This window comes from Leptospira perolatii, from assembly GCF_002811875.1.
Taxonomy (GTDB): domain Bacteria; phylum Spirochaetota; class Leptospiria; order Leptospirales; family Leptospiraceae; genus Leptospira_B; species Leptospira_B perolatii.
This window is the reverse complement of sequence record NZ_NPDZ01000002.1, coordinates 185,791-212,643: the sequence shown is the minus strand read 5'-3', so window position 1 is coordinate 212,643 and position 26,853 is coordinate 185,791. Positions and strand designations below refer to the sequence as shown.

The window sequence follows — 26,853 nt, the reverse complement described above, 5'->3', positions numbered from 1 at the left end:
AAATTCATTCGCGACTCAGATTCTTCCGAATCTTGAGTTGAAAATCTTATGGAGAGAGATTAGTATGCTACCAATCAATTTAATTACAATAACGATAGCCGCGGTTACGGCTTTTGTTCTAGGCTTCTTGTTTCACGGACCATTGCTCGGAAAACTCTGGATGAAGCTGGCAAATATCACGCCGACAGGGAACGAAAAACTCAGCGATATGATCCCCCAATTGCTTTGGACCTTCGTGGCCAATTTCACAACAGCCTTCGTATTAGCGGTAATCTATCTATTCGCCTCCTCCTCTCCTTACTTATTTGGAGAAGGGATTTGGAAGGGAGTGGTCTGCGCAATTTGGCTCTGGGTCGGATTCTTGGTAACTTCCACTTCGATCGAAGTCATTTGGATGGGCAGAAAGACCGCACTCTGGTTATTCGAAGCCGGATGTTCCTTAGTTGTGATGACAATCATGGGAGCGATTATCGCAAGTTAGAGTTACTTTATAAAAATGGAAAGTTTATCGAAGTAATGATTTACTCTTCATACTTATCTTTCCCGTTCCTTTCATCTTTTGGAACGGGAAAAATCAGTATGCTTCTTCTTAGAACAGAAGCCGGTACTGTTTAACCTTACTGTACTACGATGCCGATTCTTTCGGTGCGAATTTTGCACTGAAGAAAATAAGACCGATTGTTCCATAAACAGGCTGGACTTCTTGAGACTTCGCAAGGATCTCCCATTTTAGTCGGAGGACAAGACTCAGAAAAGTAAGTATATAGATACCGACCATTGATGTCTTTTCGATTCACAGTACCTATAAAACGTGAGTCTCTTGAGTTGTCCCGATTATCACCAAGTAGATAATACTCGTCCGGTCCTAATTTGATGCGAGGTAAAATCGGAAAAAAAATTTTATTTGTCTCAAGGATTTGATATTTGCGTCCTGCGTTTTCTTCCTGAAATTCAAGTTCCGAACATATTGTATTTTGCGGACAAGTGTCTATATGCCAGGAAATATTCGAACTTAGATTGTGCTCGAGTGCCTTTCCATTCACAGTAACTTCAGTGATAGTTACTCCATCCTTACGAATCTCTCCTTCTTTGACTTCAACTGTATCCCCCGGAATTGCAACAACACGACTAATCCAAGCTTTTGTTCGTCCATTTTCGACATATTCGAAACTTACTACATCGCCTCGACGAATCGTATCTTGTATCTGAGTCAGGAAAATATAGTCGTTTATCAAAAAGTTCGGCTCCATACTGGAACTCAAAATGAATTTTGCAGTCGAGAAATGGTTCTGGACCTTCTCAATTGGAACGGATAATACGGAAAATAGAAATATTGCGAGAGGGCCAAACCATAAGACATGTGGCCATCGAAAGTATGCTCTTGAACTTGGAATAAACTTTCGGTGACTTAACAATAAAGTATCAACTGCAATTACAGATCTTAGTGACAATCCGAACAAGACCAAGACACCCAAAGCAACTCTTGCATCCGCGAAAGAGAAACATAAATAATTTAGGATCGCAGCTACTGTGGAAGAAATCAGTGCGACCACAAAGAATATCCAAAATCGAACTTCTGCTTTGAGATAATAATATCCGATAGGATATAGAAAAAAATTCAGAATTATAGCAATGGTATCCTTCTTCATTTCAGGTCCTAAATTCCAATATTTAGCAGCAGCATTGGCTGTTCGTAGATAGAATTATCTGTTTGCCATAGCTTACCCTTGCAAACAACCTATTTTCTCTATTTTTAATTATGCTGAGTCCTTTCGAATTGTGAGCCTAATAGAATTTGAAGGAAGAATTATTTACTAGTGTCTCTAAAACGTTGCTCGCTTAAACTCAAAAGAATCCTTTCTAGGGTAAGCTCATGCACAGCTTGAATATTTACTAAAAAACCATTGAATTAAGGTAAATATAGTTTCTTGTGGAAACCTATGAAGGGAGCCATTTTCAGGATCTGCTATTGTATGTCGTTCGCTCTCATTTCCTTCTTCGGATGTACCAAAAATCAAGATCCTCAGGATACATTCCGTGATCTTGTTGCTCTCGAATTCGCACTGTGTGGACAAAGTTCCCTTCCTCCCAGAGTGGATACGTATAATGGACTGACTAGAATCTTCACCCTGCCTAGCTATGGTGCAAGTTGTATTCTAAGTTACAACGATCCTCATTTGATGTATGTTCCTTCCGGAACACCTAAGAATCTTCTTTCTGTATTCTTGCCGGGCTCCGGAGGAAATCCGATCGGAGTCTCAAAGATCTTAGAAGAGGCAGCGACTCGAGGCTATCACAGCATCGGACTCATGTACCCAAATGGAGACCCGATCAACGTTATCTGCAATTCCGCCCCGAACAATTCTGCCTCTTGTTTCGGAGATACAAGAGAAGAGATTCTCACTGGAGTAGATAAAACCTCTGCTGTTTCCGTAGACTTTATCAACTCCATAGATGGAAGACTTTTGAAATTGCTCCAATATCTGATTGCAAAACGTCCGAACGATGGTTGGGATCAATTTCTGATCAATGGGAACGTGGATTGGAGTAAAGTCTATCTTGGAGGACACTCTCAAGGAAGCGGACACGCGGCCTACCAAGGAAAGATCAAACCTCTGGGAAGGGTTTCCATCTATAGTGGAGTTTCCGACTACCATATAGCGTCCGCTAGTGTGGCTCCTTGGCTGAGTGTCGGAGGTTTGACTCCTTCCAGTTCTTATTTTGGACTGGTTCATGTCGGAGACTCAGTTGCAAACTTTTCCGGAAATATGAATCAAGTTACGGATGCCTGGTTGAATTTTTTTGGAATGGCAGGGGCACTTACCGACGCGGATTCTGGAACAGCTCCTTACGGGAATACGCAACGTTTGACCACAAATCTTTGTGCTTCTGGGGACGAGAATGCAAAACACAACTGCACGATGTTGCCCAGTCAACAAGCCGTCTGGGATTACATCAGTTTTCCATAATACTGGTTCAAAGAATAATAAGCGAACCTAGTGATTAACACCGAAGAATAACCGACACTTCAGGTTTCTTGAAGTTGGCTGATTGGGATCATTTTCCGACAATACCTTCGAAAACAATCCCGCTTAGATGTGATTATTGACCAAACATAGTTAGAGCAATCAAGACCAAAGCGATCAAAGGAGGAAGTCCTTGGATGATTGCGGCCCTTGCCATGCTAGGCTTGGAAACCAAAAGCACCGTTCCGGCTCCGAATACGGAAAGACAAGCAAACATCATGATCGCCGGTGCATAGGTAACATGAAGCTCGAAAAAGATAGCGCCGTACAAGGCTCCTATTGCAAGAAACAAATTATAAAAACCTTGGTTTAGAAAAATCGATTTCATTGCTTCCGCTGATTTGCTATCGGAAACTCCGAAACGGCGATAAATGGCCGGTCGCATCCATAGAATGCTCTCCATGATAAAGATCCAAACATGAAGCAGACCGACTAATGCAGCTAAAATCCTGGCTGTTAAGATCATCCTTTTCTCCTAACTCTATAAAATTGAGTTCGGAAAGTTTCTACCGGATGAACATTCACTTGTAAAGATTTTTCTATTCCGGATTCTTATTCCTTTATGCTATAAGGACCAGATCCGAAATGAGCGATCAGGATCGCTCCGCCCAAAAGCGAAATATTTTTAATGAACATAACCTTCTGCACCTGTGCTTGGACAGGGTCCGAAATTCCCCAAAACTGGTGCATCATAAAGGTCACAGGTACTAAGAACAATACAAGAAGAAGTGCCCCCAGCTTCGCCTGATACCCTAGGATCACACTAAGTCCTCCCACAAATGCAATTACACCTGACAACGGGACCAGTACGGAAGTGAAGGGCACTCCTAGATCGGAAGCATGGGAAATTCTTTCCGAGGAAAAATGACCTGGACCGGCTAAAACGAAAATTGCCGCAAATAAGATCCTTCCCAACAAGGGTAAAAATTCCATAAATAAACCTCTTTTAATTGATAAGCTTGGTTCTTAGAATAAACCAAAGCTCTCCCTCTTGTCATTATCACAGGATAAGAAGGAAAAATTCAAAAGAAGTAGCGGTGAGGATTCGAGCTAGGTTAACTTTATCTCAACACATCATTGATCAGCTTGGCTAACATCTGATCGTGTGTTTGTACGGTTTTTTGGTTTGCTTCGTACGAACGATTCACCTCGATCATCTCCACCATTTCTGTGACAACGTTCACATTGGATGCTTCTAGAAATCCTTGCAAGATGCTAGGCTCCTCTTCCAGTAAGAATGCCCTCGGCTCTCCTGATTCCGGAGTATCCGCGTAGAAAGAATCCCCTTCCTTGTCCAGATGCCTTGGATTTTCTACAGTGCGTAACTTGATTCTATCCAGCAATACCGGACTCTCAAAACGATTCCTATCTGGAGATGTACTACCGTTTACCGGATCATTTCCAAGTTCCCCGTTGATCCAGACTTCTCCGTTTTCTCGGATCATAAAATTTCCTCGAGCCACTTTGATCGGTCCATTTTCTCCCATCAAAGGAAATCCTTGGGGAGTTACTAAGTATCCGTTCGTATCCAGGACAAAGGCCCCGGATCTAGATAGCCTCTCTCCTCGATTGGTAAGCACACTAAAGAAAGCTGGATGTTCGGATCCGGGACGGTCCTGCAACATGATATCAAAGGGGTTGTCCGTCTTTTTGACTGAGCCTTGCTCGAAACGAGTATAGACTTCGTTTACCTCGGCACCCAGGCCTAATTTTCCGATTACGGGCGCTGTGTCAAAGGAGCCCATCGGAACTTTCCCGACCCCATCTTCATTATAACGATGTAATAGAAGCTCCGGGAAAGTTTTAAACAAGGTAGTGTCCCTTTTAAATCCAGTCTTGTCTACGTTGGCAAGATTGTTCGCGATCACATCCATTCTAGTCTGCTGGACTGTCATCCCGTTAGAACCGGTGTAAATTCCCCTTAGCATCTTACTCTCCCAAACACGGAATTTCTCTTTCTAGAATCGGCGGTTTATCAATTTCCCTAAGGCAGATTTTGTCCCATATCCAAAAAACCTTTGACACTCTTTTGTTCAGAAAGTAACTATCCAGAGGATGAAAAGAAAGGGCTATTTTCTATCCATTGGAGCGGGGCAAAACCAACTCCCACTCATCCAAGCGTGCTTGGGCATAGGCTTGGAAGTCATTGCAGTGGATCGAAATGACACAGCTCCGGGGTTTGCTTCCGCAAGTTTACGAATCCTAGAATCCACTCACGAATATCGTAAAATATATAAAGCGGTTTCAGAAAGTCCATTGCACACACCTGTTCTAGGAATCGGAACCAGGTCTTTCGGGAAAGCGACCTACTCCACAGCTTTCTTGGCTGAAAAACTAAAACTGAGATATGCGAGCATAGACTCGGTGCATACGTTTTCGGATAAAAAGATCCTAAAAGAAGTCTGCGGAAAAAAAGGGATCAAGACTCCGAAAGAAATCCCTTGGACAGAATTGAACGCCAAGAAAAAGTCATTTCCGTATCCTTGGATTGCCAAACCTAGTCAGGGTAGCGGAAAGCACGGTGTTCGCTTAATAAAATCCGACGAAGACGCGAGCAAATTCTTCTCTTCTGTAACGCACTCTTCCCACAAACAAAGCGCAAAGGGCGTGATTAAAAAAAAGGTCCCCGCAAAAAAAGCAGGAAATACGAAGCAGGAGCTCCCCAAAGAATCCTGGGTTTTGGAAGAGTATATTACAGGAATCGAATGTACTGTTCTGGGTCTTGTGGATTCCCACAATTTTCATTTGGTCGGAATCACTCTCAACGACCTCACCGAATTTCCTCCTTTTTTAGAAATCTCTCATCGACTTCCGTTTTCGCACCCTGAATTGATTGGCGAAATCAAAATGCTCTGTTCAGCGATCACCAAATTAACCGGCTTGAAAAATTGCCCTTTTGTTGCAGAGTTCAGAATCGACCGGGAGGGAGAATTGTTTTTGTTAGAAGCTAGTCCCGAAGTTGGAGGAGAGCACCTGGCAGATGTACTAGTTCCCGGGTACTACGGATACGACTACTTTGCAAATTTAGTGAAATTGTTGATTGGAGCAGAATTCACTCCACCGACTTCCTTGTTGAAAGTATCTAGGCACAAAAAAGCCCAGATTCATTTCGAAGTCCCACCCAAGGGAATTTCTATCCTGAAATCGAATGCTCAATTCGTTCTGGATTCTCATGAAACCGTACTTTACGAAAACAATTTAAAGGATCCGGGCTCCAGACTCGATACAAATTCCGGAAACGAATGCAGAACAAAAGTGATAGGGATTCGATCCGACTCAAACATTTCGGAAGAAGTCTGGAACAAAAGTGTATCTGCAAGAATGAGAGCTGAATTCGATGTCAGATGATTCGAACCACCCTTCGAAAAAAGTATGGGAAGCTCATTACACAAGGGAAAAATCTAAGCTAAATTATCCGGACGAAAATTTAGTACGAATTCTAAGTCGTGTTCCTTCTTCATTTAACACAGATAATCCGAGGGCTCTCGATTTCGGCGCAGGCTCCGGCAGGCACTGTCTTTTGTTAAGAGAATTCGGATACGATGTGACAGCCGCCGATTACAGCGAGAATTCTATTCAAACTATTCAGGAATCTTATCCTTGGGCAAAGGCGAAACTTGTGGATCTGCCACCGACTCCTTTTGCAAACGAAGAGTTCGAACTCGTGGTAAACTGGGGAGTACTACATTACAATTCCCTGGAATTAGCTAAGCAAATCGCGGAGGATTTTTTCAGAATCTTAAAATCTGGTGGATACTTGGCTGGCTCGATTCGTGCAGTAGGAGATACTCATTTAAAAGCCTTAAACGGGACAATCGGAACCTCCGATTTAAAAGGTGGATCCACTTGGTTTTACTCTGAAGAAGACGTCCGGACACTATTCCAGAATTTCTCCCAGCTCGAAATCGGGTACACAGAAAGAACGCCCATCGGTAAATTGGAAGAAAGGATTTGCCATTGGATTTTTCTCGCAAAAAAATAAACCCTCCGGATCAAAGTGCTTCCGCCTTTCTGAAAGAAGAGTGCGCGTTAGACGGTGCTTGCGAGTGGAAGCCACACTACACTTCTTCTTTTTCCGACTTTCAACTTCCGATTTTTAAGTGCGACACTTGCGGATTGCAGGCTCAATTTCCGAGACCGAAGGCCGAAGAACTGTATACCGAAGAATATTATACCGGCAGCGAAGGATTCACTTACAAAGACGAAAGAAAAACTGAATTTTACGATCGATACGTATGGATCGCCCGCCTGAAAAATATAGGAAAATGGAAATCAAGTGGGAACTTTTTGGACATCGGATGTTCCTTCGGTGGATTTCTGAACTGCGCGAAAGAGCTGGGATTTTCACCATTTGGTGTAGAAGTTTCTGCCTATGCAGCCCAAGCATGTACTGCGCGCGGAATCAAAGTTTGGAATTCTCACTTCTTGGACGCAGATCTTCCGGAAAATTTTTTCGACGTAATTACTTTGGTAGAGGTAATCGAACACTTAGAAAATCCTAGAGCAGTATTTGATAAACTGGAAAAGATCCTAAAACCTGGAGGACTTCTCGTATTACAAACTGCTAATTTCGAAGGTTGGCAGGCCAAAGACTCTGGTCCGGGGTATCATTATTATTTGCCCGGACATCTTTATTATTATTCGGAATCCAATCTTCGGAAAATTCTTGCAAACCGAAATTTTGAGAGTGTAATCACCTACCTCGGAGTCGATTTTTCGCTGATCGCAAAACTGAAAAAATCACGTGGAAGTTTCAAGTCTTGGAAGGATTATCTTCGCTGGATTTCGATAACCAAATACCATTTTCTGAGTAAGATCAAGAAATCGGGCTTTCCTCTTACTTCGTCTATGGTAATCTACGCGGTGAAAAAAGGGGAAACATGAATTCTCACCCGAACGCAAAATACAGCAGAGTTTTTGATTATATCCCGGATGGAGGATTTTTGCGTTCTATCAATTTTACGATTCGAGTAATCGCAGCATCTGCGTATCGATTCGTAAAAGACGACTGTTTCATGAAAGCTTCGGGGATCTCCTACACGACCATTGTTTCCCTGATACCGATGCTTACCGTCGCCTTATCTTTGTTAACGATTACCTCAGGCCTGGAAAATAGAAAGGAAGAAATATTCGATAAGATCAACGCATTCTTCCTAACGAGCAATATCAACTTAGACATTAATCCTTATTTAGAAACGATCGGTGAATTGATCGATGCAGCTAGACAAATCGGAGCGATCGGTTTTGTAATTCTTGTTTTTTCCGCCACTGCAGTTTTAAGGTCCCTCGAGAATTCCTTCAATGGAATCTGGAGAATCGAATACAGCAGATCATTTTTGCAGAAATTCGTTTTCTATTTTTTCATCCTTTCTATCGGCCCGTTGTTAATCGTAATCGGGGAAGGAATCGTGGAAAGGATCACAAATTTCTTTCGCCCGGCCCATTATTTTAGCATGGACAAAGAGCAAGGCGGCAGGATATGGATTGCCGGGGAAGGTGGAAACCTATTTCGCTTAAACACAGATTTAAAAGAAGATTATAAATTAGAAGAATCTGATATTGATCTGGAAAATATTCGCTGCTTAGATTCTTTCGGAACTCGCTTGGACTTTTGTCAAAAACCGGAATTGAACAAGCAGGATTTTCTCCGAGTTATTGTACGAGATGAGCAGGTTTTTGCACTCTCTCAAAAAGGGCTTTTTCTTTTCCGACCCGTGGACGGTTCCGTATGGAATGCCATTTATTTTGAAAGCACTCAATTCAAAGATTTTGAATTTGTAGAAGATGGGAACTATTTCTTTGTTTTTGCAAACGGAGAGGTACTTCTTTTTAGATCCAAAGGTAGAAGTTACAAACCTATCTTTCCAAACGTTCTAAAGATTAGAGCGAACCGAATTTACTTTCCAACCCCTGAAAAAGGTTACTTGGTCGATGATGACGGGAACGTGTGGACTACCGAGAACAAAGGTGTTAGCTGGAACTCCACTAAGATCGCAGGACAAGGATTGAAGGACATTCATCAGATGAAACCCGGAGAGCTGATCGTTACCGGAGAAAGAGGAGGAATATTCAAGTCAGTAGATGGAGGTGGTTCCTGGAGAAACCTGAGCCATAAACGATACACGTTTCAAAAAGTTTGGTCCGTAGAAAACGTAGAATCTACCGATATTTTTTTACTCGATACTCTCGGGAACATTCTAGTTTCGATTGATGGAGGAGAACACTGGAACTCCTTTTATGTACCAATCAAAGGTAAGGTGTTTGCGTCCATGCTCTTTGATAGAAGCGAGAATGGAAGATTTCGCCTGCTCAATATCGGTGAATACAAGAAGATTAGCCTTTCAGAATACAGGGATGTAAGATATGTAACAATTCCACTGCGGGGAGGAAATGCCGTATTCTCCGCTTATAATATTCTAAAATTCTTATTTCCTCTGACCGGAATTTGGTTATTTTTTATGGCTTTATTCCTTCTCATTCCGAATACTCGAGTTCCGATCTCGGCGGCCGGTTTCGGTGCAGCTATGACCAGTACCATTTTTCTGGCCTTTCTATACGGCTTTAAGATTTATCTCACATCGTTTTCAGAAACCACGATGATCGTCTACAAAGCGTTAGCTGCCATCCCGATTTTTTTAATCGGGGTTTATTCTCTCTCCTTAATCGTATTATACGGAGCTGAAATTACCGCCTGCATCCAATTTCCCGAAAGATACTTGGCTCCGTTTCAGTTAGTCGAAGAACACCACACTTCCTTCAGTTTCGAATTTAGAAAACTTTTAGCCGTGCTTAAGTCAGCATACTTAGTGCAAAGGCAGAACAAAAATCCGGCTTCGATAGAAGATTTGGCAAGAACCTCCGGCTTGAATCTGGAAGAAATTCCTAGATTGACAAAAACTCTGTCCGAGGTAGGCCTCCTAGTGGAAACTTCAGATTCAGGCTACTGGCTACCGGTTGCTTCCGGAGAGGATCTGACTCTGGGAGACTTTTACAGAAAAATACCGGAAGCATTGTTAAAAGAAGACGCCAATTTGCATCTCTACCCGGAAAGGATACGAGACAAAGTGGAAAGAACGGAATCGAATCTTCAGAAAGAGCTAGACCAGCTAACCTTCAAACAACTTTTGGGAGACTAGATCGCCTCTTTTGAAATATTATAAAAAGCTAAAATCCAAACGTCCCTGAAACTATCAGCCGAGAAATCGATTAAGATTAGTTCTCTTAGATTTTAGAATTCAGTTTTCCGACTGGAGATAAATTAGAAGATAAAGATTGATAGATCTGCTCTGCCAGACCCAGAGAGGAATTCTTAGACAAATTCTTAGAATATTCGTCGTAGAGCATATCCTCGAAGATTTCCTCAGCATAACCGCCGTTAATCAATCCGGATTTTTCCACCGAGGATTTCATTTCCTTTAACATCATCTTTACAAAGATGGATTCGAATTCTACGGAAGCATCGAATAGTTTTTTGCGATAGGGATCTTTTGTGATTTCTTCTTTGATATTGTGAGGCATTCTTATCTCGGAGGAAGATACGACTCCTGATAATTCTTCGTTGAATTTTTCTCTCAAAATTTCCGGAAAAGCTTTCCCGTTTTTGGCGTTCTTCTCTTCTCGAAGCAGACCCTGGATCTCCGGTCTTTGGGTGATGTCTAAACGATGACTGTAATTTTGAATATGATCTATCACGACAATCTCCTTATTGCACTTCTAATTCGGCGTGCAAAGCTCCGGCCTTCTTTAAAGCTTCCAAAATTGCGATAATGTCTCGGGTAGAAGCTCCTACTTTATTCAAAGCATCGACTACATCCGAAACCTGGGTCGCCTCTTCGATCACAAAAGATTCCTTGGGAGCTTCTTGGGTCTGTCCCAGCTTAGGGTTCCTACGATTTTTATCTGCCACGGAAAGGCTCAACCCGGATCTAGAGACGGCAACTTCGTCGATAACGATATTTCCTCCCATCACGATGACCCCTGACCTTTCGTTAATGACCACCTTCGCTTTTGTACTAGAGTCCACAGTGAGATTTTCCAAATCTGCTAACAAAGAAAGGTAGAGATCCGATTTGTTCGTAAATTCAGAACCGATATTGATTAATATTTCAGAAGGAGAAAGTGGCAAGATCACTTCCGACTTTAGGTTGAACTTAGACGGAATCGCTTCTTTGATCTTTGCAATAACATTATTGAGCTGAGAAAAATCCTGCTCGTGAAAACGTATTACGATTTTTTGATTTGAGAAGAAATCTTGATTGAGTTCGGATTCTACAATTGCACCTTGGTGGACAATTCCGACTGTTTTTTTAGTTCCTCTTCCTAAACCCGACCTTTCGTTGTTCGCTTTTCCTCCAAACGAAATCACACCACTTGCGACCGCAAATATCTTGTCATTCCCTGCTCTCAGAGGGGACTGGAGCAAGACTCCTCCTTCGAGCGATTTCGCATCTCCGATCGAAGAAACTGTTACGTCGATTCGATCTCCCTTCCTAGAATACGATGGAATGTTTGCAGTGATAAGCACCGAAGCGATGTTTCTGGTCTGTTCCGGTTTTAGATTCGCATCAACTCCCAGATTTTTCAGATAGTTCTTCATACTCTCTGTCGTTACTGGAGTCTTTGTATCACCAGTTCCAGGAAGTCCTACGACAATTCCGTAACCGGTCAACTGGTTATCTCGAATACCTTCTATATTAGAAATTTCTTTTAAACGAACTTCTGCAGAGGAAAGACTAGACCATTCGTCGAATGAAAAAAGTGTGTGAATCAAAAAGATTACAATGAGAGCAGGGAAGAATTTAACATCCATTCTGCGAGGTTGTCGCGCTTTCATTGTGATTCACCCAAAAGGCGGTTTAATTGATTCAAAATAAGTCTCTGTTTTTCCTCTTCGGACAGGTCCGCTTTTACGGTGACTGATCCGTCCGGATTCGTAACAGTTTTTAATTGAATCGCAGGCTGAGGATTTTTAGGACGAATCGCACCGGTAAACTGAATTTGCAAGTTTGCAATTCGATCCGCGTCCACGGAGTTTTCCTTGGATACAAACTCGGGCGCCAATAATCCGGTCAGCTGAACTGTGGAAGGCTCCCCATTATAAGTGGAAGATCTTGCGCCTTGCAGAGTAAGCAATCCAGTCCCCGGATCAATTGCCGAGACTATCACAGTCATATTTCCTTTTAGTTTTCCTAACGATTTGATTTTTCCCTTATTCTTTCTAACGATCGTGCGATCGTGATTGAAGGAAGGCATCTCTGGAATGATTTTCTTGTCTGGAACTGCTTTCAGTGTAATACTTTCATCTGCTGTAGATTCGATTTCGAACTCTGCGGTAAATCCGTCCTTAATTCGAACATAGATCGAAGTGCCAACTTTCAAATTCTGGGCTCTCGAGTACGGATTCTTGTTTTCCCACTGAGAAACGTCCTGACTGAAAACGCCTACGATTCCGAGAACAGAAAGTAGGAAAATCGCAGTGGTTCTTTTTTTCAAAAACTGGATCATTTCAATTTTCCAAAAGTACCGTATTCTTCTCTACAACTCTGGCAGTTAGTCTGCCATCCTTTGAATGAGCAGTGACTTCTACCTTATCACCGATATTACCCGAACTCAAGGCTTTGGATCTAGCTTTGACCACTAAATTTCCGGAGATATAAACCAGATTTACATCCCCACCCCTTTGCACATCGTAAAGAAACCTAACATGCTTTTTGCGAAGTAGTTCCCCGGCTGAAAGATCTACTAACGCAGTCCATCCTATAGATTCGGGACCTATTCCGTCTTGAAAGGGCTCTTCCAAATACACTTCCCTTTTTTCGATAGAATCTTCGGTGAGTCTTTCACCCTTTCGAATTGCGCGCTTTGCAAAAAAAGCTTCTGCCCTTTTATCGATCTTAAATTTGATCCTTTGAGTATGTACTTTACGATTTTGGAAATAATAATCCAAAGATGCTACGATCTGTCCCGCGTGAATCACTCGAGGAAGCCCCGCCCATTTTAGATCCACACCTTTTTCAGGAACTGCTCTGTCCCCACTCATATAGGTTATTTTGAATTCCGAAGTTTCACCCTGAGGTAGTTTCGAAATCTCCTTCAAAAGACTTTCTTCCAAATCAGACGGATCTAATTCAGAATTCAAAGGAATTACTATCGTCTCCTTTCCGGAAACGGAAACATCGCTCAGCCTGGACTGAAGATCCTCAGGACGGAGAATTGTAGGATCACTTAAATCTTGGAAAATGATTCTGTCCTTTACGGAGTCTGAGATTTTAGCGATGTCAGAAAGGTAAACTTCCTTCTTTTGAGTGAAAACCTTTCCCTTCAAATAAATCGACTCTAACGCATGCAGACTAGTATCAAAAAAATAGAATGCACTTAACAAAGCTAAATTAATGAAGGTTAAGCGGAAGGTCACTTATTCCTATCCTCGTTTCAGACCAATCGCAGTCGAAAGCATGTTATCGGAAGTCTGTATCGCTTTAGAGTTGGACTCGTAGGCTCTTTGAGCGACAATCATGTTCACCATTTCTTCTACGATCTTTACGTTGGACATTTCCAAGAAGCCTTGCAGTACATTACCGAATCCTTCCATTCCGGGTGAGCCTGGAATTTCCGGGCCCGAGGCGACAGTTTCTTGGAAAAGGTTTTTGCCGATCGCTTGCAAACCGGCAGGGTTCACAAATCGATAAAGCTCTACTTGACCGATCACTGTTGGTCGAACATCTGCACCGATTTTTACAGTGACTTCGCCTTGTTCGGAAATCATCAAAGTATTCAGAATTGCTCCTTCTGGAAGGATGATCGGAGGCTCTAAAAGGTAACCGTTAGAAGTAACCACTTGTTGGTTCGAATCTATTTTAAACGAACCGTCGCGCGTGAATGCAAAGCTACCGTCCGGCATCAGAATTTTGAAAAAACCCATTTCACTCGTGATCGCCAAATCTAGCTTATTTCCAGTGGCCTGAAAGGATCCGATCTCGAATAACTTCTGCGAGGCGGCGGCTCTAACACCATGACCAACATTGACACCGGTCGGGATTTCACTTACAGAAGTTGCAGGAGTTCCTGCTAGTACCATATGTTGGTAAACTAGGTCCTCGAAGTCCGCTCTGTTCTTTTTGAAGCCAGTGGTATTTACGTTGGCTAGGTTATTGGAAATTGTATCAATATGGAATTGTTGCGCGATCATTCCAGTCGCAGCCGTCCACAGGGAGCGCATCATAGATTTCGACCTCTGCTAACCCTATCGGACGAATTTGCAAATTCCCTAAGCAATCGCACAAATTTCCAGGAAAGAGTTCCAGGAAAAGGTGGTTGTAGGAGCTCCTACAAGAGTATCCCCACCAAAATTAACTTGCCCAAACGGCCTATTCGTGCTATCGCGTGCAAATTCGGGGATCGGTACTTCCACCGCACCGGCCCCCACCCAAAGAAGGGTGGGGCCACTTTCCAAGTACCCACCCCAATGAATCAACTCCGCAATTTAACTTTACATCTTAAAAAAATAATTTATAGATATGTGAACATTTTTCTGATTTGGGAAAGAAAATGCCGGATATAATTCATCGAGTAGGTATCAACGCAAAGCCGGAAAAGGTTTATAAAGCGCTGACGACGATTTCTGGTCTATCGCATTGGTGGGTTTCTGACACAACTGGAAATGCAAATTTAAACGGAATTATACTGTTTGGTTTTACGGATATGAAGGTCGAAAAACTGATCAAAAATAAATTCGTCCAGTGGAACTGCATTCGTGGGCCCAAGGAATGGCTAGGAACTACGATTACATTCAAATTAGTTTATAAAGAAAAGCAGACATATGTATTATTCACTCACGCAAATTGGGCAAAGCCAGTTGAATTTATGTACCACTGCAGTACCAAATGGGCGACCTTCCTACTCGGACTCAGAAATTGGATCGAAAGAGGAGAAGGACATCCTGCTCCCTACGATGTAAAAATTCATCTAAACGATTGATTTTCTTTTGAAAGGTCGCGCTCTTAGTTTATTATTTGATCTTGGAACTAAGTCCGAATTCCTACTTTAGGTTTCTAAACACGACGCAGCGATTCGAATTCGTACCTTTTTCGTTATTCGAGACATTCCAGCAATTTGCAAGTTTTGTAAATTTCTGAGCATTGATGTAAGTGTTCTCCCACTCCAAGCCGGTGTTTTCCGCACAACGAATCACATATTCGTCCAGGTTAAAAACGTTTTTCCCTTTGCGCACCTCTCCCACTTCCATGACGAGAACTCCGTTTGGTTTCAGTACCCTGGAAAGTTCTCGAAGAGTTCCTTGGATGAATTCACACCAACCAGCCAAAGTGGAAAAAATACTGGGCTTTTGTTTCAAGTCTAAAGTGATGTCCAAGAACCAATATCTCAACCAGTTGTCTTCCTCATAATTTACCTTGTCCAAAAAGGGAGGAGAAGTTACGACCAAATCTGTATAAGAATCAGGAAGATCGGCCATATCCAATGAAGAATTATTAATATACAAATTCCTAGAAGAGAATTCATGATAAAAAGGAGGCAGAGGATCCTTTAAATCACGTCGAAGCTTTTGTAAAATTCTAGGCTTGATTTCACGATAATCCGGAACCAATCCCCTCTTTTCGTTATTCTTTTTTTGTGCAGAAGGAGGAATCGAAATCTGCGGGAAGCTGTAGACTGAAAAAAATCCTGTGCTGTGCCCATGCAATCTCGAAAGAGCAGTGAGTCCGATGTACCTTATTTCCGGAGAATCATCTTCTGAGATAATCTTCCGAAGATTCTTAATCTCTTTCAAAGTATCCTTATGATAGAAGGCAGAAAGATCTTCATCGATCTCTTCTTCTTTTGCCTTCTTTGATAAATCCATCTTTGATAATGTGCTTTCTAATGCTTCGATCGAAGGAATGCTTTGTCTAGATTTCGCGAGATAAAGAGACATCGGACTGATGTCGTTATGCACTGCGCGATATCCGTCCAGATTCGCCTGAACCGCAGTAGTCCCTCTCCCACCAAACGGATCTAGTACGATTCCCTTGTTATTTTTCAGATATCTTTCTATGAAAAAGGAAGGAAGTTCCGGCTTAAACGAAGCCCGATAACTGACCACGTAATGAATCGGGTGAGACTGCCTTTGTCTAGATGTCCAAAATTCTCCTGTAAGAATTTTTCTCTCTTTCTTTCGTAGTGTCTGGCTCATCCTTCCTGCCTTTTTGTTTTCCTTTTCGGAAGGTTGGCTCAGTTTCCCAGAATCTTTTCGAGTATAGAAACAGAGACATAAACAAGAAAGGTAGAGTACAGATCAAGAATGGATCTTTACTGCTTGTGCGCAGGAGTTCCTCAAAAAATCTGTAAGTTGAAAACGAAGGCGTCTCTAAAAACAAGCGTGCTAACAAAGATGAAAAATCATTCAGAACTCCGGATGGAGGATTTGTACAAAGAATTCGAGAGAGAGATCATTGCGAACAAACGTTGGGAATGGGCGGGCTTGATTATCGGATACGGCGCATATTTACTCAGCTTTTTATTTGTATTCGGCTTCAAATGGGAAGCACCTAGAATGGCGAACATGTTCTACTTTGGTTTGTTTACTCGAATTTCCAGCTTGCTCATCAACAGATACTACTTAGTACCGAAAATATTTTTAAGACTTTTATCTTCCAATGAAGAAGAACGAGAACTTGCTTGGAATTCGATCCAAATCCACAGGGAAGCTGTGTATCGTCGGCTTTCTAAAAATCTATATGGCTGGAACGATGCTACTGAGTTGTATGAGGCGGACCGAGACTCTCTAGTTGCCTTACTCCAAGAGAACACCAAAAAGAATTGGAGAGCCGTAGGATTCTGGTACATTTGGTTTTACGCCATCGTAGGCGCAACTTTAGTCTTCTTTACGTTCTACCCCGGAGAAGAGTGGTGAAAGCTCGCTACCTTTCTTTTGTGTTGGCGCTTTCTTTCGCATCTTGTTCTCATTTCAGAACGCTCCCCCCTTTTGTGGATTCACCGAATCTAGAAGTAGTCCAGTTAGAGACTCCTGGAAGGAACACCTGCCTACTTCTTGCAGAAATGGAAAAAGGTTTTTTGGTTCGGATGAACCAAGAAGTTTGTCTGACGAAAACTTCTCCGACTTATCTATTCCAATCCATCCTTGCACTTTCAGCATTAGAAATCGGAAGCCTAAAAGATCCCTATTTCGCATTACGCTGGGATAGAACTCAATATCCTTATATTCGCTGGCAAAAAGATCAGAACTTACGCAGTGCTCTGGAAACATCTGCAGTTTGGTACTTTCAAAAAGTATGGTCGGATGCAGGTCCGACCAAAGTAAAAGCTTGGCTTGCAAATACTGGTCTGCCTTCAGAACTTCCTAAAGATTCTACGAGGTTATTTTGGGTGGATGGCGGATATTCAGTCAGTGCGGAGGACTTTTTCAAATTTCTAGCAAAGGCTTTCAGAGAGGAGCTAGGGGTTAGAAGGAAAAATCTGGACTTTGTGCTGGATGGTTTAGAAAGAAATCCAGGAGAAGTTAGACTACCAAGCGGGATTCATCGAGTAGAAGGAAACTGGGGAAATCCAACTAAGTATTTTTCGGATTCCGGAACCGCATTCGCCGGGGGAAAAAGCATCTCTTGGTTTTGGTTCTTTGGCCAATACAAGGATAGGTCGATTTTGTTTTTGACCCGTACGGATAGCGAGACGGAAACCCTATCTCCTTTGGACTCTGCCAAATTCGGAGCAGATTATTTGCTTCGATCCAGCCTATGGTCAAAATTGATCAAGCAGTAGCCGAATCAAAAACAAAGAATTCTTTCCAAAATAAATTTGTCTTTTCTCCGCCGGACTTATGTTCCAACATGGAGAGCGCGCTTCCACGATGAAACGAAACCTTCTGCTTTATCTGGCTCTCTTAGCTGTTTTCTTTGCAGCATTATTTACGGTGTTAGAGTACGGCGATTCTCTGGAATTCCAAAAGGCCAGCGTCAACCCGACGGCAACAGGAAGCACGAATTCCACTCCAGGGACACCCGCTGCATCCCTACTCACTGATGACCAAATCCTTGGAGAATGGGTCAAGGCGTTACTTCGCTTATTAAAAGGTCTCAGAGATCCGCTACCTTTGCTTTTGATGCAAATCGGTTTAGTAATGATCGTGGCAAGAATTGCGGGAAGATTTGCGGTCTTCATAGGACAGCCATCGGTGATAGGAGAAATCATCGCGGGGATTTTACTCGGACCTTCTCTCTTCGGCAGTCTACAACCGGAAGCATACGCTTTTGTTTTTCCCAAATCTTCTATGGGAAACCTCCAGTTGCTGAGCCAAATTGGATTGGTTTTCTTCATGTTCGTGGTCGGAATGGAACTCGACCTAAAGATACTCAGAAACCAAGCAGATTCCGCGATCTTGATCTCGCACGCAAGTATCCTCTTGCCTTTTATACTGGGAGCATGGCTCGCGTTGTCTCTTTATCCTAACCTCGCACCTCCCGGAATCAGTTTTTTATCGTTTTCACTTTTCCTAGGAATCGGGATGAGCATCACCGCATTTCCTGTTCTGGCTAGAATTGTTCAAGAAAGAGGCCTCACCAAAACCAAGATGGGAGGAATCGCACTCACATGTGCCGCTACGGACGACGTCACAGCTTGGTGTCTACTAGCTTGCGTAATCGCGTTAGTACAGGCTGGAGGTTTTGTTCCTGGTATCTTTACGATACTATTAGCAATTAGTTATATTCTAATTATGTTATTCATCGTCCGACCTTGGATGAAAAGAGCAGGAAACATATTCACCAACAGAGAAGCTCTCACAAAAACGGCGGTCACTTTCTTTCTATTGTTCCCACTTGCATCTGCCTGGATCACGGAAGCAATCGGTATACACGCGTTATTCGGCGCGTTCTTGGCCGGAGTAGTGATGCCGGAAAAACCAAAGCTTCGGACGCTATTGGCCGAAAAAGTAGAAGATGTGAGCCTTACGATCTTTCTACCGTTATTCTTTGCACTCACTGGGATCCGCACTCAAATGGGCTTACTATTCCAAGGGAATCTCTGGCTAGATTTTGCCGCGGTTCTTGGGGTTGCAGTCACAGGAAAATTTGCGGGAAGCGCGATCGCCGCGAGGTTAGCCGGCCGCGATTGGAAAGAGTCTCTCTCGTTAGGGGCACTCATGAATACGAGAGGACTGATGGAGTTGATCGTTCTGAATATAGGATTCGATTACGGGATTCTCTCAGCGGAAGTATTCTCGATGATGGTATTAATGGCCCTAGTCACTACCTTTATGACTGGGCCCCTCTTGGATGGAATAGAAAAAGCCTTCAGCATTCCGAGCCAAAAGCAAATACGGAACGCGGAAGAAATTTTGTTAGCGTTCGCGCTAAATTCTCGAGGAATCGATTTATTGCGGTTGGCCTTTGGATTATTCCCTCATAGCTCGAAATTAAAAGAAGTAACCGCGCTTCACCTAAGCCCGGATTCTACCATCTCCGGAAAAATGGCCCAAAGGTACGAAAAGTCCAGTTTTGAGCCTTTGCATAAGCTTTCCCGGGAACTCGGAATCAAACTTAAAACCTTATATAAACCTTCCGACAACGTAACCAAGGACATCTTGAAAACGCTCCAATCAAGGGAATATAAAATTTTTCTAATGGGTGGAGCAAGATCTTTGTTTAGCGACGACGTTCTCGGTGGAAAAATCAGAACTTTGTTAAGCGAATCCAACGGAGACGCCGGAATTTTAGTTTCGGAAAAACTCGGAAAGCTCGGTCAACTTACCGTTGCCATTTTCTCAGAGAAGGACTCGAGCATCCTTCCTTTGGCCTGTAATATTGCAAAGAACTACAATTCTATAGTTTCGTTGTGGGATCCTTCTGGCATCGTTCCGCAACTTCCGGAAAAGGATCGTACCCTTCTCAAAAAAGAAAAAATTCCCATTTTAAGGGGAGGAGATCCTTCCGTACTCGGAGAGGCTGATTTGATCTTGTGCGATTTGGATGCCTGGGAAGAAGAACCCGAACTCCGAAACTGGGAACTTTCAGATGGAGCCGGATTATTACTCCTCAGAATTCGTAAGAACCGATCTTTAATTTAATGGACAGAACTGCTTCCGAGCGAATCGGCGGGAACGCAACCACCCATATGTACCATTTCTTGTTCTGCCAGAGTAGCTGATTGCCAATCTTCAATCGCTTGATAAATTCGAATCGCTTCATGAATCGAATGAAATGCGTCGCAGAATCTACCTAACCTTTCTAAGGAAATTGATTTCAAGTGCAAAATCAAAGCAAAGCTTTTCGTATATTTCTCACCTATTCTTATCTTGATATGTAGAGACTTGTCATACTGAGCAATTGCTTCCAAATAGTTTCCACTTTTTTGATATATGTTTCCGAGAACTCCGTAATGAACCGCTTGGTCGCGTTCCGAAAAGACGGAACGTTTTGCAAAGGCATGATGTATCGCCTCCAACGAAGGATCTGCTTGTAATCCAAAGGAGATACCGAGGAATAAAATTGGAAGAAGAACCAGCTTCATACTCAGAGACCGATTTTCAGACGCGATCTCTTGACTCTACTCTCTAACTTTTGAAAAATCAAATAAGTTCTTCGAACTACGAAAATATTCGATCTTACCTGAAGGAATTGGAGCCTAAGAACCTCAACTTCATCTACTTTAAACTTGAACCCTTTCCATAAAATATAATTCCACCTCACTTCGCATAATAAATGAGAACTCTTGTCCGAATATTTAGGATTTATCCTATTCACAATCGTCAATTTGGACTAAACAGAAACAATTTATTGATAAATATGTAATTTAATCGCTTATTAAGAATCCTTTAGAAAGTATCCTACCCCTGGTTCGGTAATCAATAATTCAGGATGAGTAGGATCGTCTTCTATCTTCTTCCGAATCTGATTCACATACACTCTCAAGTATGCAGTATCCCCAGTTTGATTGGGCCCCCATAGTTCTTTTAATATCTGCGATTGTGTGACGATTTTTCCGGGATACGTGGCCAACAGCTTCAAAAAGGAATATTCAGTCGGTGTAAATCGAACCTCTTTACCGTTTTTCTTGATCGTTCTCTGGGCAAAGTCAATGGTCAGAGTTCCGATTTTTACTTCGGAATTTATTTTTTCCGGAGAAGAATGTCTAAGGTGCACTCTAAATCTGGCCAGCAGTTCTTGGATGCCGAAGGGCTTGATGATGTAGTCGTCAGCTCCTGCATCCAGAAGTCTGACCTTGTCCTGCTCTTTCTCCAAAACAGTTAACACAATGACCGGTACTTTTAGGCCTGCCTTTCGAATCTGTGTTAAAAAATCTTCTCCCGGTATGTCGGGCAGACCCAAATCAAGAAGTATTAAATCCGGGCGAACTACATAAACTTTCGACAAGGCCTCTTTTACGGAAGCAGCCTCTTCTACTTTATAACCTTCTTCCTCGCAAGCCATCCTCAGAAGTCTGCGTATTTGCACTTCGTCGTCTATTACGAGCAAAACTGGAGAACTCATTCTACCTCATTTAACGGAGGAAAGGTGATCACCGGAATTCGAATCGTAAACCTAGCTCCTCCCTCAGGTTTATTTTGTCCTGAAATTGTTCCGCCTTGTGCTTCTACCAATCCACGACATATCGACAATCCCAAGCCTGTTCCGTGACTTAACTGTGAAGCTTTGCTGAACTTCTCGAATATTTTTTCCTCTTGTCCAACCGGAATACCGGGGCCGTCGTCTTCTACCGTCAACAATAAGTGATCGATTGGGACACTTGCTCTTATAGTAATCTGAGTTCCATCCGGAGTATGCATGCATGCGTTTTGGATCAAATGAATCAGAACTTGCTGCATCAATCTATTGTCCAGTCGGACCAAAGGTAAATTTTCGTCGATGGATGTCTTGATCGGATGTTCTCCCCATTCTACTTCGTACTCTTTGATCGCATTCATTACGATTTCACCCGGATCTTCCCACTGTAGATCCAATTTCAATCTTCCGGATTCCAACCTAGACATATCTAATAAGTTGTTTACGAGACGCTCGAGTTTTCTATAGGCTGAACGGATTTCTCCGACAAGATTTAGTTTAGTGTTTCCGGCTTCTTTCTCCGTTTTTGATTCACTTTTTTCTAATAAATCCAAAGAAGCGCGAATCACGGTAAGTGGAGTCCGGAATTCATGGCTGATCGAATTGAACAAAGCGCTGTGTAATTTTTCGGACTCTTCGATCACCTTAGCGGATTCCATCAGTCCTAAAAGTTGCGACCTTTCTAGAGATAGCGCGATTTGGTTCAGCATCGAATTCAATTGAGCATCTTCACCGACTAACAAAGGTTCTTTTCCTTCTCTATCCAGACCAAGTACGCCGAAACAGCCTCCCGGAGAAAGTAAGGGCAGATACAAACCTCTGGACGATGGAACTGTGTCCGTGGATCTACCTGAAGGTTTTCTGTTTTGGAAAGTCCAAGCAGCCAATGCGAACTCTCGTTGGTCAGGCAAAAACTGACTCCGTTTATGAGGTGTTAGCTGCAACCTTCCCTCAGAATCAGTAAGTACAATCATTGTTCCAGATTTAAATTTCTTCTCCACTGCCGCTACTGCCACAGCTGCGATTCCGTCTTCGGTTTGGGTTCTAGATAGTGCCAAAGACAGATCGTATAACGCGGATAAGGTTTCCTCTCCGGAGCGCAACGCCTCTTCCCTAGATCGCAACCTGGTGGTCAGGATACCGAGGACTAAGGCCAAAATAAAATACGTAACAAACATCAGCCAGTCTTCCAACTTAGCGATGCGGAACGTAAAGCGAGGCGGGATAAAAAGAAAATTCCAGAGTAGTGCAGATATAGCAGAGGAAACTAGAACTGGACCTCTTCCGGCAAAGAGAGCACATCCCATTACATAAAATAAATATAATAATCCGATGGACCAATAACCGGTAAATGGAGCCAAAAGTAAATTTAAAGCTGTAACTCCTAACAAAGCCACAAGCGATAAAAAGTATTGCAAAGGACTAGATCTTGCGACGGACCAAAACGGACCGATCGTTTTTCTTTTGTCTTCCGGAGACTTTGTAGATGCAATGATGAGTTGAAAATCTTCAGATCCCTTAGAGAGCCGATCGGCTACGCTTCCACCTTCCAATATCCAGGAGAACTTCGTTTTGGAAGTTTTTCCTATTACGACATGAGTGGCTTTCGTTCTCTGAGCTGCTCTTAGAATTCCAACGACCGGATCTCTTTCCGGCAATGTGAGAATTTCCGCGCCCAACTCTCTTGCCAATTGCAGATAGGAATGCAGTCCTTTTCTTTCTTCGTTCGATAATCGCCTACCGTCGTCGACGTAAAGTGCCACCCAAGTGCATTTCCACCCGAATGCAATTTTCTTTGCTTCTCGAATCAGATCCGCGGAATGGGGAGAAGGGCTGACTGCGACTAGTATTTTTTCCGAGAGCTTAGAATCTTTATTAGGTTCGAGCCTAGACAATTCCCTATCTACTAGCTTGGAAGTGTAGTTCAGAGAAATTTCTCGAAGCGCAGTCAAATGGGGAATTCTAAAAAAAGAAGACAAAGCCTGAGGAACTTTTTCTAACTTATAGATCCTTCCTTCTTTTAATCTTTTGACAAGATCTTCCGGAATGAAATCTATCAATTCTACTTCATCAGCTATTTCTAATATAGAATCCGGAATTCTTTCAGAAACGGGCGCACCAATCATTTCTTCTACAATCTTTGCCCTGCTTTCCAAATGCTGCACATTTAGAGTGGAATAGACATCAATTCCTTGGTCCAAAATTTCCAAGACGTCTTGGTATCTCTTTAGATGTCTGGAACCGGGAACATTCGTATGCGCGAGCTCGTCAATTAAAACCACCTCTGGTTTTCTGGCAATGACCGCGTCCAGGTCCATCTCTTCCATTTCGATTTCTTTATAACGAATTTTCTGCCGAGGGACTACCTCCAAACCCTCGGCTTGCAACAAGGTTTCTTTTCGATCGTGACCTTCCAGATATCCGATAACGAGATCCTTTCCCTCCGATTTTATCCTTTGGGCGTCTTTCAGCATCTCGTAGGTTTTTCCTACGCCTGGGGCCATTCCAAAAAAGATCTTCAGTTTTCCTTTTTTGGAATTCTCTTCCTCGGACTGGATCCGAGAGAGCAATTCATCCGGATCTGGTCTATTTTCCTGTTCTCGTCCCATTTGGCTTAAGTTGGTCCAAGGCTAAGTTGAGTTTAAGTACATTCACTTTAGGAGAACCGAATACACCCAACTGCGGGTTTTCCGCAAACTCTGAAATCAAAGTTTCTAGCTTTTTCATTTCTTCCTGATTTAAACCCCGCTCTTTTACTACGATCGGAATCTGATACGCAATCGCTTCCAAACTCAGATGAGGATCCAGACCACTCGCGGAAGCGTAGAGTAGTTCCGGAGGCACTTGTGCCGATCCGCCTTTTTGGATCCAATAGGCCTTTCTTTCCTCGACCGTTTTTCGCAGAAGTTCGCTAGTAGGTCCTAAGTTACTTGCGCCGCCCGCAGATGGATCATAGTTCGAAACAGAGGGTCTAGGTAGAAAGAATCCCTTTGAGCTGAACTTTTGTGCGAGCAATTCTGAACCGATGATTTTCTGATCGATAGAAATCAAAGAACCTTTCGCTTCCTTACCAAAGAAAGTTTTCGCGCTTCCCCAGATCAAAAACGGGAAAATGAGCCCGCAAAGAACAGACCATAAAGTAAATTGGAGTAAGGAACGTATCATACAAACCAGCCGGAAGAAATACTTAACAAAAGATCGATCGCCTTGATACCGAAGAATGGTAGCACCAAACCACCTAATCCATAGACAAACAGATTTCGGGCTAATACTGAATCTGCCCCCAAAGGTTTATATGCTACTCCTTTGAGTGCAAGTGGAACCAAAAACACTAGAATCAAAGCATTGAATATGACTGCGCTTAACACTGCAGATTCTGGACTAGAAAATCCCAAAAAATTCAAAGAAGATAATGCTCCGACCCCTTCTATCGGGTACAAGCTAGCGAACATTGCCGGGAGTATTACAAAATATTTAGATACATCGTTTGCAATACTAAAGGTAGTCAGTGAACCTCTGGTCATTAAAAGCTGCTTACCGATTTCTACGATCTCTATCAGCTTAGTCGGATTACTATCTAGATCCACCATATTCCCTGCTTCTCTTGCAGTTTGGGTTCCAGTATTCATCGCGACTCCCACATCAGCCTGCGCTAAAGCTGGAGCATCGTTGGTTCCGTCTCCGATCATTGCAACTAGCTTTCCGGAAGCTTGCTCTTCCCTGATTCTCTTGAGCTTTGTTTCAGGAGTCGCTTCTGCGATAAAATCATCGACTCCTGCCTCCGCTGCAATAGCTGCAGCAGTGAGAGGATTGTCGCCGGTAATCATCACGGTACGAATCCCCATGGTTCGTAATCTCGCAAATCTCTCCCGAATTCCTCCTTTGACAATATCCTTTAAATGTATTACTCCGAGAATTTCTCTTCCTTCTGCTACCACGAGAGGAGTTCCTCCGCTTTGTGCAATTTCTTCAACGATTCGTACGATTTCTAGTGGGAACTCTCCTCCCATACTTTGCACGTAATTCTTGATTGCATCGGAAGCACCTTTTCTGATTCCCTGTCTACTTTTTTTAGTGGAACTGCTTGCAAAATCCACACCGCTCATCTTGGTCTTCGCCGTAAACGGAACAAATGTGCCATCTAACTCTTGTAAGTTGCGCCCCCTGATTCCAAATTTCTCCTTAGCCAAAACGACAATAGATCTTCCTTCTGGAGTTTCATCCGATAGAGAAGCAAGCTGAGCCGCGTCGGCGAGTCTCTCTTCAGTTATACCTGGTGCAGGAAGAAAGCCGCTTGCCATTCTGTTTCCTAAGGTAATGGTTCCGGTCTTATCCAACAAAAGTACATCTATGTCTCCGGCTGCTTCAATGGCCCTCCCCGACTTTGCGATCACATTTCTGCGTATCAGTCTATCCATTCCGCTGATTCCGATAGCGGACAAAAGTCCTCCTATCGTTGTCGGAATCAAACACACCAAGAGTCCAACCAAAGCAGGAATCGAACTAGCGAGTCCAGTGTCTCCTCCTCCTTCTTTCTGGCTGTAAATTACGATTGGAACTAAAGAACTTACTGCGATCAAAAACACGAGAGAAAGTGCAGAAAGCAAAATTGAAAGCGCGATCTCGTTAGGAGTTTTTTGTCTGGAAGCTCCTTCTACCAGTGAAATCATTTTATCTATAAAAGTCTTACCGGGGTCTGCCGTAATTTTTATTACGATTCTATCACTCAGTACTTTTGTTCCAGCAGTAACCGCACATCTGTCGCCTCCTGATTCTCGAATCACTGGTGCGGATTCTCCTGTAATTGCAGATTCATCTACTGAGGCAATTCCATCTACAACCTCCCCGTCACCCGGAATCATTTCCCCTGATTCGCAGACTACCAGATCTCCAGATTTCAAGTGAGAGCCCGGTATTTTCACCTCGGCATTTCCTTCTAATTTTCTGGCGATCGACTCTCTCCTAGTTTTTCGTAAAGACTCTGCCCTTGCCTTTCCCCTACCTTCTGCAAGGGCCTCTGCAAAATTCGCGAATAATACGGTGCTCCACAACCAAATGGAGATATGCAGGGCAAAGCGAGCTCCTTCTTTTAGGATAAAAATTTCTCCAGTCGTAAGAATCGCTCCGATGTAAACCAGAAACATAACAGGATTTCGCCATTGCGACCTAGGGTCCAATTTCAAAAACGAGTTCCTGATTGCTGCTGCAAAAATCTTCTTGTCTCCAAAGAACGAAGTAGATTGATTTTTCATAAT

At 42.9% G+C, this 26,853-nt stretch carries 25 protein-coding genes; 10 read left to right on the top strand and 15 right to left on the bottom strand.

What is annotated here, in order from left to right:
* Window positions 1-64: 64 nt before the first annotated feature.
* Window positions 65-481: a DUF1761 domain-containing protein gene (locus tag CH373_RS04865; protein ID WP_100712978.1), complete on the top strand. Its 417-nt coding sequence runs from the start codon at window positions 65-67 to the stop codon at window positions 479-481.
* 136 nt (window positions 482-617) lie between these two features.
* Here CH373_RS04865 and lepB read toward each other — a convergent pair whose 3' ends face one another.
* Window positions 618-1,649, bottom strand: a complete 1,032-nt coding sequence (gene lepB, locus CH373_RS04860; RefSeq protein ID WP_100712977.1) for a signal peptidase I — start codon at window positions 1,647-1,649, stop codon at window positions 618-620.
* A gap of 324 nt (window positions 1,650-1,973) precedes the next feature.
* On the opposite strand from lepB, the gene CH373_RS04855 reads away from it, so the two are divergent.
* Window positions 1,974-2,969 carry a BPSS1187 family protein gene (locus CH373_RS04855; protein WP_125169916.1) on the top strand — a complete coding sequence of 332 codons (996 nt, stop codon included), beginning with the start codon at window positions 1,974-1,976 and terminating at the stop codon, window positions 2,967-2,969.
* Window positions 2,970-3,102: 133 nt separating this feature from the next.
* Here CH373_RS04855 and CH373_RS04850 read toward each other — a convergent pair whose 3' ends face one another.
* From CH373_RS04850 to CH373_RS04840, 3 genes are all read right to left on the bottom strand, one after another.
* The gene (locus tag CH373_RS04850) at window positions 3,103-3,492 is read right to left on the bottom strand and encodes a DUF1304 domain-containing protein (protein WP_100712975.1); all 390 of its coding nucleotides are present in this window, start codon (window positions 3,490-3,492) and stop codon (window positions 3,103-3,105) included.
* 86 nt (window positions 3,493-3,578) lie between these two features.
* Entirely contained in the window at window positions 3,579-3,959 is a 381-nt protein-coding gene (locus CH373_RS04845) for a DoxX family protein (protein WP_100712974.1), read from the bottom strand.
* A gap of 128 nt (window positions 3,960-4,087) precedes the next feature.
* Window positions 4,088-4,954 (bottom strand): flagellar hook-basal body protein, encoded by an 867-nt coding sequence (locus CH373_RS04840; protein WP_100712973.1) that lies wholly within the window; start codon window positions 4,952-4,954, stop codon window positions 4,088-4,090.
* Window positions 4,955-5,081: 127 nt separating this feature from the next.
* On the opposite strand from CH373_RS04840, the gene CH373_RS04835 reads away from it, so the two are divergent.
* From CH373_RS04835 to CH373_RS04820, 4 genes are read left to right on the top strand one after another with little or no spacing between them, the layout of a single operon-like run.
* Window positions 5,082-6,374 carry an ATP-grasp domain-containing protein gene (locus CH373_RS04835; RefSeq protein ID WP_100712972.1) on the top strand — a complete coding sequence of 431 codons (1,293 nt, stop codon included), beginning with the start codon at window positions 5,082-5,084 and terminating at the stop codon, window positions 6,372-6,374.
* Entirely contained in the window at window positions 6,364-7,008 is a 645-nt protein-coding gene (locus CH373_RS04830; RefSeq protein ID WP_100712971.1) for a class I SAM-dependent methyltransferase, read from the top strand. The genes CH373_RS04835 and CH373_RS04830 overlap by 11 nt, the downstream gene beginning before the upstream one ends.
* Window positions 6,984-7,910 (top strand): class I SAM-dependent methyltransferase, encoded by a 927-nt coding sequence (locus CH373_RS04825; protein ID WP_423789758.1) that lies wholly within the window; start codon window positions 6,984-6,986, stop codon window positions 7,908-7,910. The genes CH373_RS04830 and CH373_RS04825 overlap by 25 nt, the downstream gene beginning before the upstream one ends.
* Window positions 7,907-10,162 (top strand): YhjD/YihY/BrkB family envelope integrity protein, encoded by a 2,256-nt coding sequence (locus tag CH373_RS04820; protein ID WP_100712970.1) that lies wholly within the window; start codon window positions 7,907-7,909, stop codon window positions 10,160-10,162. Before CH373_RS04825 ends, CH373_RS04820 begins: the two co-directional genes overlap by 4 nt.
* Window positions 10,163-10,247: 85 nt before the next feature.
* On the opposite strand, the gene CH373_RS04815 is transcribed toward CH373_RS04820, so the two are convergent.
* Genes CH373_RS04815 through flgG form a run of 5 tightly spaced genes read right to left on the bottom strand, consistent with a single transcriptional unit; the run spans window position 10,248 to window position 14,247 of the window.
* A complete protein-coding gene (locus tag CH373_RS04815) occupies window positions 10,248-10,718 on the bottom strand; it encodes a rod-binding protein (protein WP_100712969.1) in 471 nt (156 codons plus the stop codon).
* 10 nt (window positions 10,719-10,728) lie between these two features.
* Window positions 10,729-11,835, bottom strand: a complete 1,107-nt coding sequence (locus CH373_RS04810; RefSeq protein WP_100712968.1) for a flagellar basal body P-ring protein FlgI — start codon at window positions 11,833-11,835, stop codon at window positions 10,729-10,731.
* A gap of 20 nt (window positions 11,836-11,855) precedes the next feature.
* Window positions 11,856-12,530 carry a flagellar basal body L-ring protein FlgH gene (locus tag CH373_RS04805; protein WP_100734072.1) on the bottom strand — a complete coding sequence of 225 codons (675 nt, stop codon included), beginning with the start codon at window positions 12,528-12,530 and terminating at the stop codon, window positions 11,856-11,858.
* Window position 12,531: 1 nt separating this feature from the next.
* Window positions 12,532-13,440: a flagellar basal body P-ring formation chaperone FlgA gene (flgA, locus tag CH373_RS04800; protein ID WP_207761499.1), complete on the bottom strand. Its 909-nt coding sequence runs from the start codon at window positions 13,438-13,440 to the stop codon at window positions 12,532-12,534.
* A 6-nt stretch (window positions 13,441-13,446) separates the two neighbouring features.
* Entirely contained in the window at window positions 13,447-14,247 is an 801-nt protein-coding gene (gene flgG, locus CH373_RS04795; RefSeq protein ID WP_100715252.1) for a flagellar basal-body rod protein FlgG, read from the bottom strand.
* Between the two features lie 326 nt (window positions 14,248-14,573).
* Here flgG and CH373_RS04790 point away from each other — a divergent pair, with 326 nt between their 5' ends.
* A complete protein-coding gene (locus tag CH373_RS04790; protein ID WP_100715253.1) occupies window positions 14,574-15,002 on the top strand; it encodes an SRPBCC family protein in 429 nt (142 codons plus the stop codon).
* Between the two features lie 61 nt (window positions 15,003-15,063).
* On the opposite strand, the gene CH373_RS04785 is transcribed toward CH373_RS04790, so the two are convergent.
* Entirely contained in the window at window positions 15,064-16,215 is a 1,152-nt protein-coding gene (locus CH373_RS04785; protein ID WP_100715254.1) for a DNA methyltransferase, read from the bottom strand.
* 198 nt (window positions 16,216-16,413) lie between these two features.
* On the opposite strand from CH373_RS04785, the gene CH373_RS04780 reads away from it, so the two are divergent.
* The 3 genes from CH373_RS04780 (at window position 16,414) to CH373_RS04770 (ending at window position 20,103) form a co-directional block, all read left to right on the top strand.
* Complete coding sequence (locus tag CH373_RS04780) at window positions 16,414-16,935, top strand: hypothetical protein (protein ID WP_243393260.1); 522 nt, start codon at window positions 16,414-16,416, stop codon at window positions 16,933-16,935.
* A complete protein-coding gene (locus CH373_RS04775) occupies window positions 16,932-17,801 on the top strand; it encodes a penicillin-binding transpeptidase domain-containing protein (protein WP_100715256.1) in 870 nt (289 codons plus the stop codon). The genes CH373_RS04780 and CH373_RS04775 overlap by 4 nt, the downstream gene beginning before the upstream one ends.
* A gap of 88 nt (window positions 17,802-17,889) precedes the next feature.
* A complete protein-coding gene (locus CH373_RS04770) occupies window positions 17,890-20,103 on the top strand; it encodes a cation:proton antiporter (RefSeq protein ID WP_100715257.1) in 2,214 nt (737 codons plus the stop codon).
* On the opposite strand, the gene CH373_RS04765 is transcribed toward CH373_RS04770, so the two are convergent.
* The 5 genes from CH373_RS04765 to kdpB form a co-directional block, all read right to left on the bottom strand.
* A complete protein-coding gene (locus CH373_RS04765; protein ID WP_100715259.1) occupies window positions 20,100-20,546 on the bottom strand; it encodes a tetratricopeptide repeat protein in 447 nt (148 codons plus the stop codon). The two genes, CH373_RS04770 and CH373_RS04765, sit on opposite strands and share 4 nt — an antisense overlap.
* Before the next feature lie 293 nt (window positions 20,547-20,839).
* Window positions 20,840-21,526, bottom strand: coding sequence for a response regulator (locus CH373_RS04760; RefSeq protein WP_100715260.1), 687 nt, complete (start codon window positions 21,524-21,526; stop codon window positions 20,840-20,842).
* Entirely contained in the window at window positions 21,523-24,207 is a 2,685-nt protein-coding gene (locus CH373_RS04755) for a sensor histidine kinase (protein ID WP_100715262.1), read from the bottom strand. The genes CH373_RS04760 and CH373_RS04755 overlap by 4 nt, the downstream gene beginning before the upstream one ends.
* Window positions 24,185-24,763 carry a K(+)-transporting ATPase subunit C gene (kdpC, locus tag CH373_RS04750; RefSeq protein WP_100715263.1) on the bottom strand — a complete coding sequence of 193 codons (579 nt, stop codon included), beginning with the start codon at window positions 24,761-24,763 and terminating at the stop codon, window positions 24,185-24,187. The genes CH373_RS04755 and kdpC overlap by 23 nt, the downstream gene beginning before the upstream one ends.
* Window positions 24,760-26,850 carry a potassium-transporting ATPase subunit KdpB gene (gene kdpB, locus CH373_RS04745; RefSeq protein WP_100715264.1) on the bottom strand — a complete coding sequence of 697 codons (2,091 nt, stop codon included), beginning with the start codon at window positions 26,848-26,850 and terminating at the stop codon, window positions 24,760-24,762. The genes kdpC and kdpB overlap by 4 nt, the downstream gene beginning before the upstream one ends.
* Window positions 26,851-26,853 lie beyond the last annotated feature (3 nt).

Bases quoted from the DNA above. Each gene is read 5' to 3' on its own strand.
- CH373_RS04810 (WP_100712968.1), bottom strand. From the start codon at position 11,835: ATGGATGTTAAATTCTTCCCTGCTCTCATTGTAATCTTTTTGATTCAC.
- lepB (WP_100712977.1), bottom strand. From the start codon at position 1,649: ATGAAGAAGGATACCATTGCTATAATTCTGAATTTTTTTCTATATCCT.
- CH373_RS04830 (WP_100712971.1), top strand. From the start codon at position 6,364: ATGTCAGATGATTCGAACCACCCTTCGAAAAAAGTATGGGAAGCTCAT.
- CH373_RS04855 (WP_125169916.1), top strand. From the start codon at position 1,974: ATGTCGTTCGCTCTCATTTCCTTCTTCGGATGTACCAAAAATCAAGAT.
- CH373_RS04840 (WP_100712973.1), bottom strand. From the start codon at position 4,954: ATGCTAAGGGGAATTTACACCGGTTCTAACGGGATGACAGTCCAGCAG.
- CH373_RS04760 (WP_100715260.1), bottom strand. From the start codon at position 21,526: ATGAGTTCTCCAGTTTTGCTCGTAATAGACGACGAAGTGCAAATACGC.
- CH373_RS04765 (WP_100715259.1), bottom strand. From the start codon at position 20,546: ATGAAGCTGGTTCTTCTTCCAATTTTATTCCTCGGTATCTCCTTTGGA.
- kdpB (WP_100715264.1), bottom strand. From the start codon at position 26,850: ATGAAAAATCAATCTACTTCGTTCTTTGGAGACAAGAAGATTTTTGCA.
- CH373_RS04820 (WP_100712970.1), top strand. From the start codon at position 7,907: ATGAATTCTCACCCGAACGCAAAATACAGCAGAGTTTTTGATTATATC.
- CH373_RS04790 (WP_100715253.1), top strand. From the start codon at position 14,574: ATGCCGGATATAATTCATCGAGTAGGTATCAACGCAAAGCCGGAAAAG.
- CH373_RS04770 (WP_100715257.1), top strand. From the start codon at position 17,890: ATGAAACGAAACCTTCTGCTTTATCTGGCTCTCTTAGCTGTTTTCTTT.
- CH373_RS04805 (WP_100734072.1), bottom strand. From the start codon at position 12,530: ATGATCCAGTTTTTGAAAAAAAGAACCACTGCGATTTTCCTACTTTCT.
- CH373_RS04835 (WP_100712972.1), top strand. From the start codon at position 5,082: ATGAAAAGAAAGGGCTATTTTCTATCCATTGGAGCGGGGCAAAACCAA.
- kdpC (WP_100715263.1), bottom strand. From the start codon at position 24,763: ATGATACGTTCCTTACTCCAATTTACTTTATGGTCTGTTCTTTGCGGG.
- CH373_RS04780 (WP_243393260.1), top strand. From the start codon at position 16,414: ATGAAAAATCATTCAGAACTCCGGATGGAGGATTTGTACAAAGAATTC.
- CH373_RS04755 (WP_100715262.1), bottom strand. From the start codon at position 24,207: ATGGGACGAGAACAGGAAAATAGACCAGATCCGGATGAATTGCTCTCT.
- flgG (WP_100715252.1), bottom strand. From the start codon at position 14,247: ATGATGCGCTCCCTGTGGACGGCTGCGACTGGAATGATCGCGCAACAA.
- CH373_RS04785 (WP_100715254.1), bottom strand. From the start codon at position 16,215: ATGAGCCAGACACTACGAAAGAAAGAGAGAAAAATTCTTACAGGAGAA.
- CH373_RS04865 (WP_100712978.1), top strand. From the start codon at position 65: ATGCTACCAATCAATTTAATTACAATAACGATAGCCGCGGTTACGGCT.
- CH373_RS04845 (WP_100712974.1), bottom strand. From the start codon at position 3,959: ATGGAATTTTTACCCTTGTTGGGAAGGATCTTATTTGCGGCAATTTTC.
- CH373_RS04850 (WP_100712975.1), bottom strand. From the start codon at position 3,492: ATGATCTTAACAGCCAGGATTTTAGCTGCATTAGTCGGTCTGCTTCAT.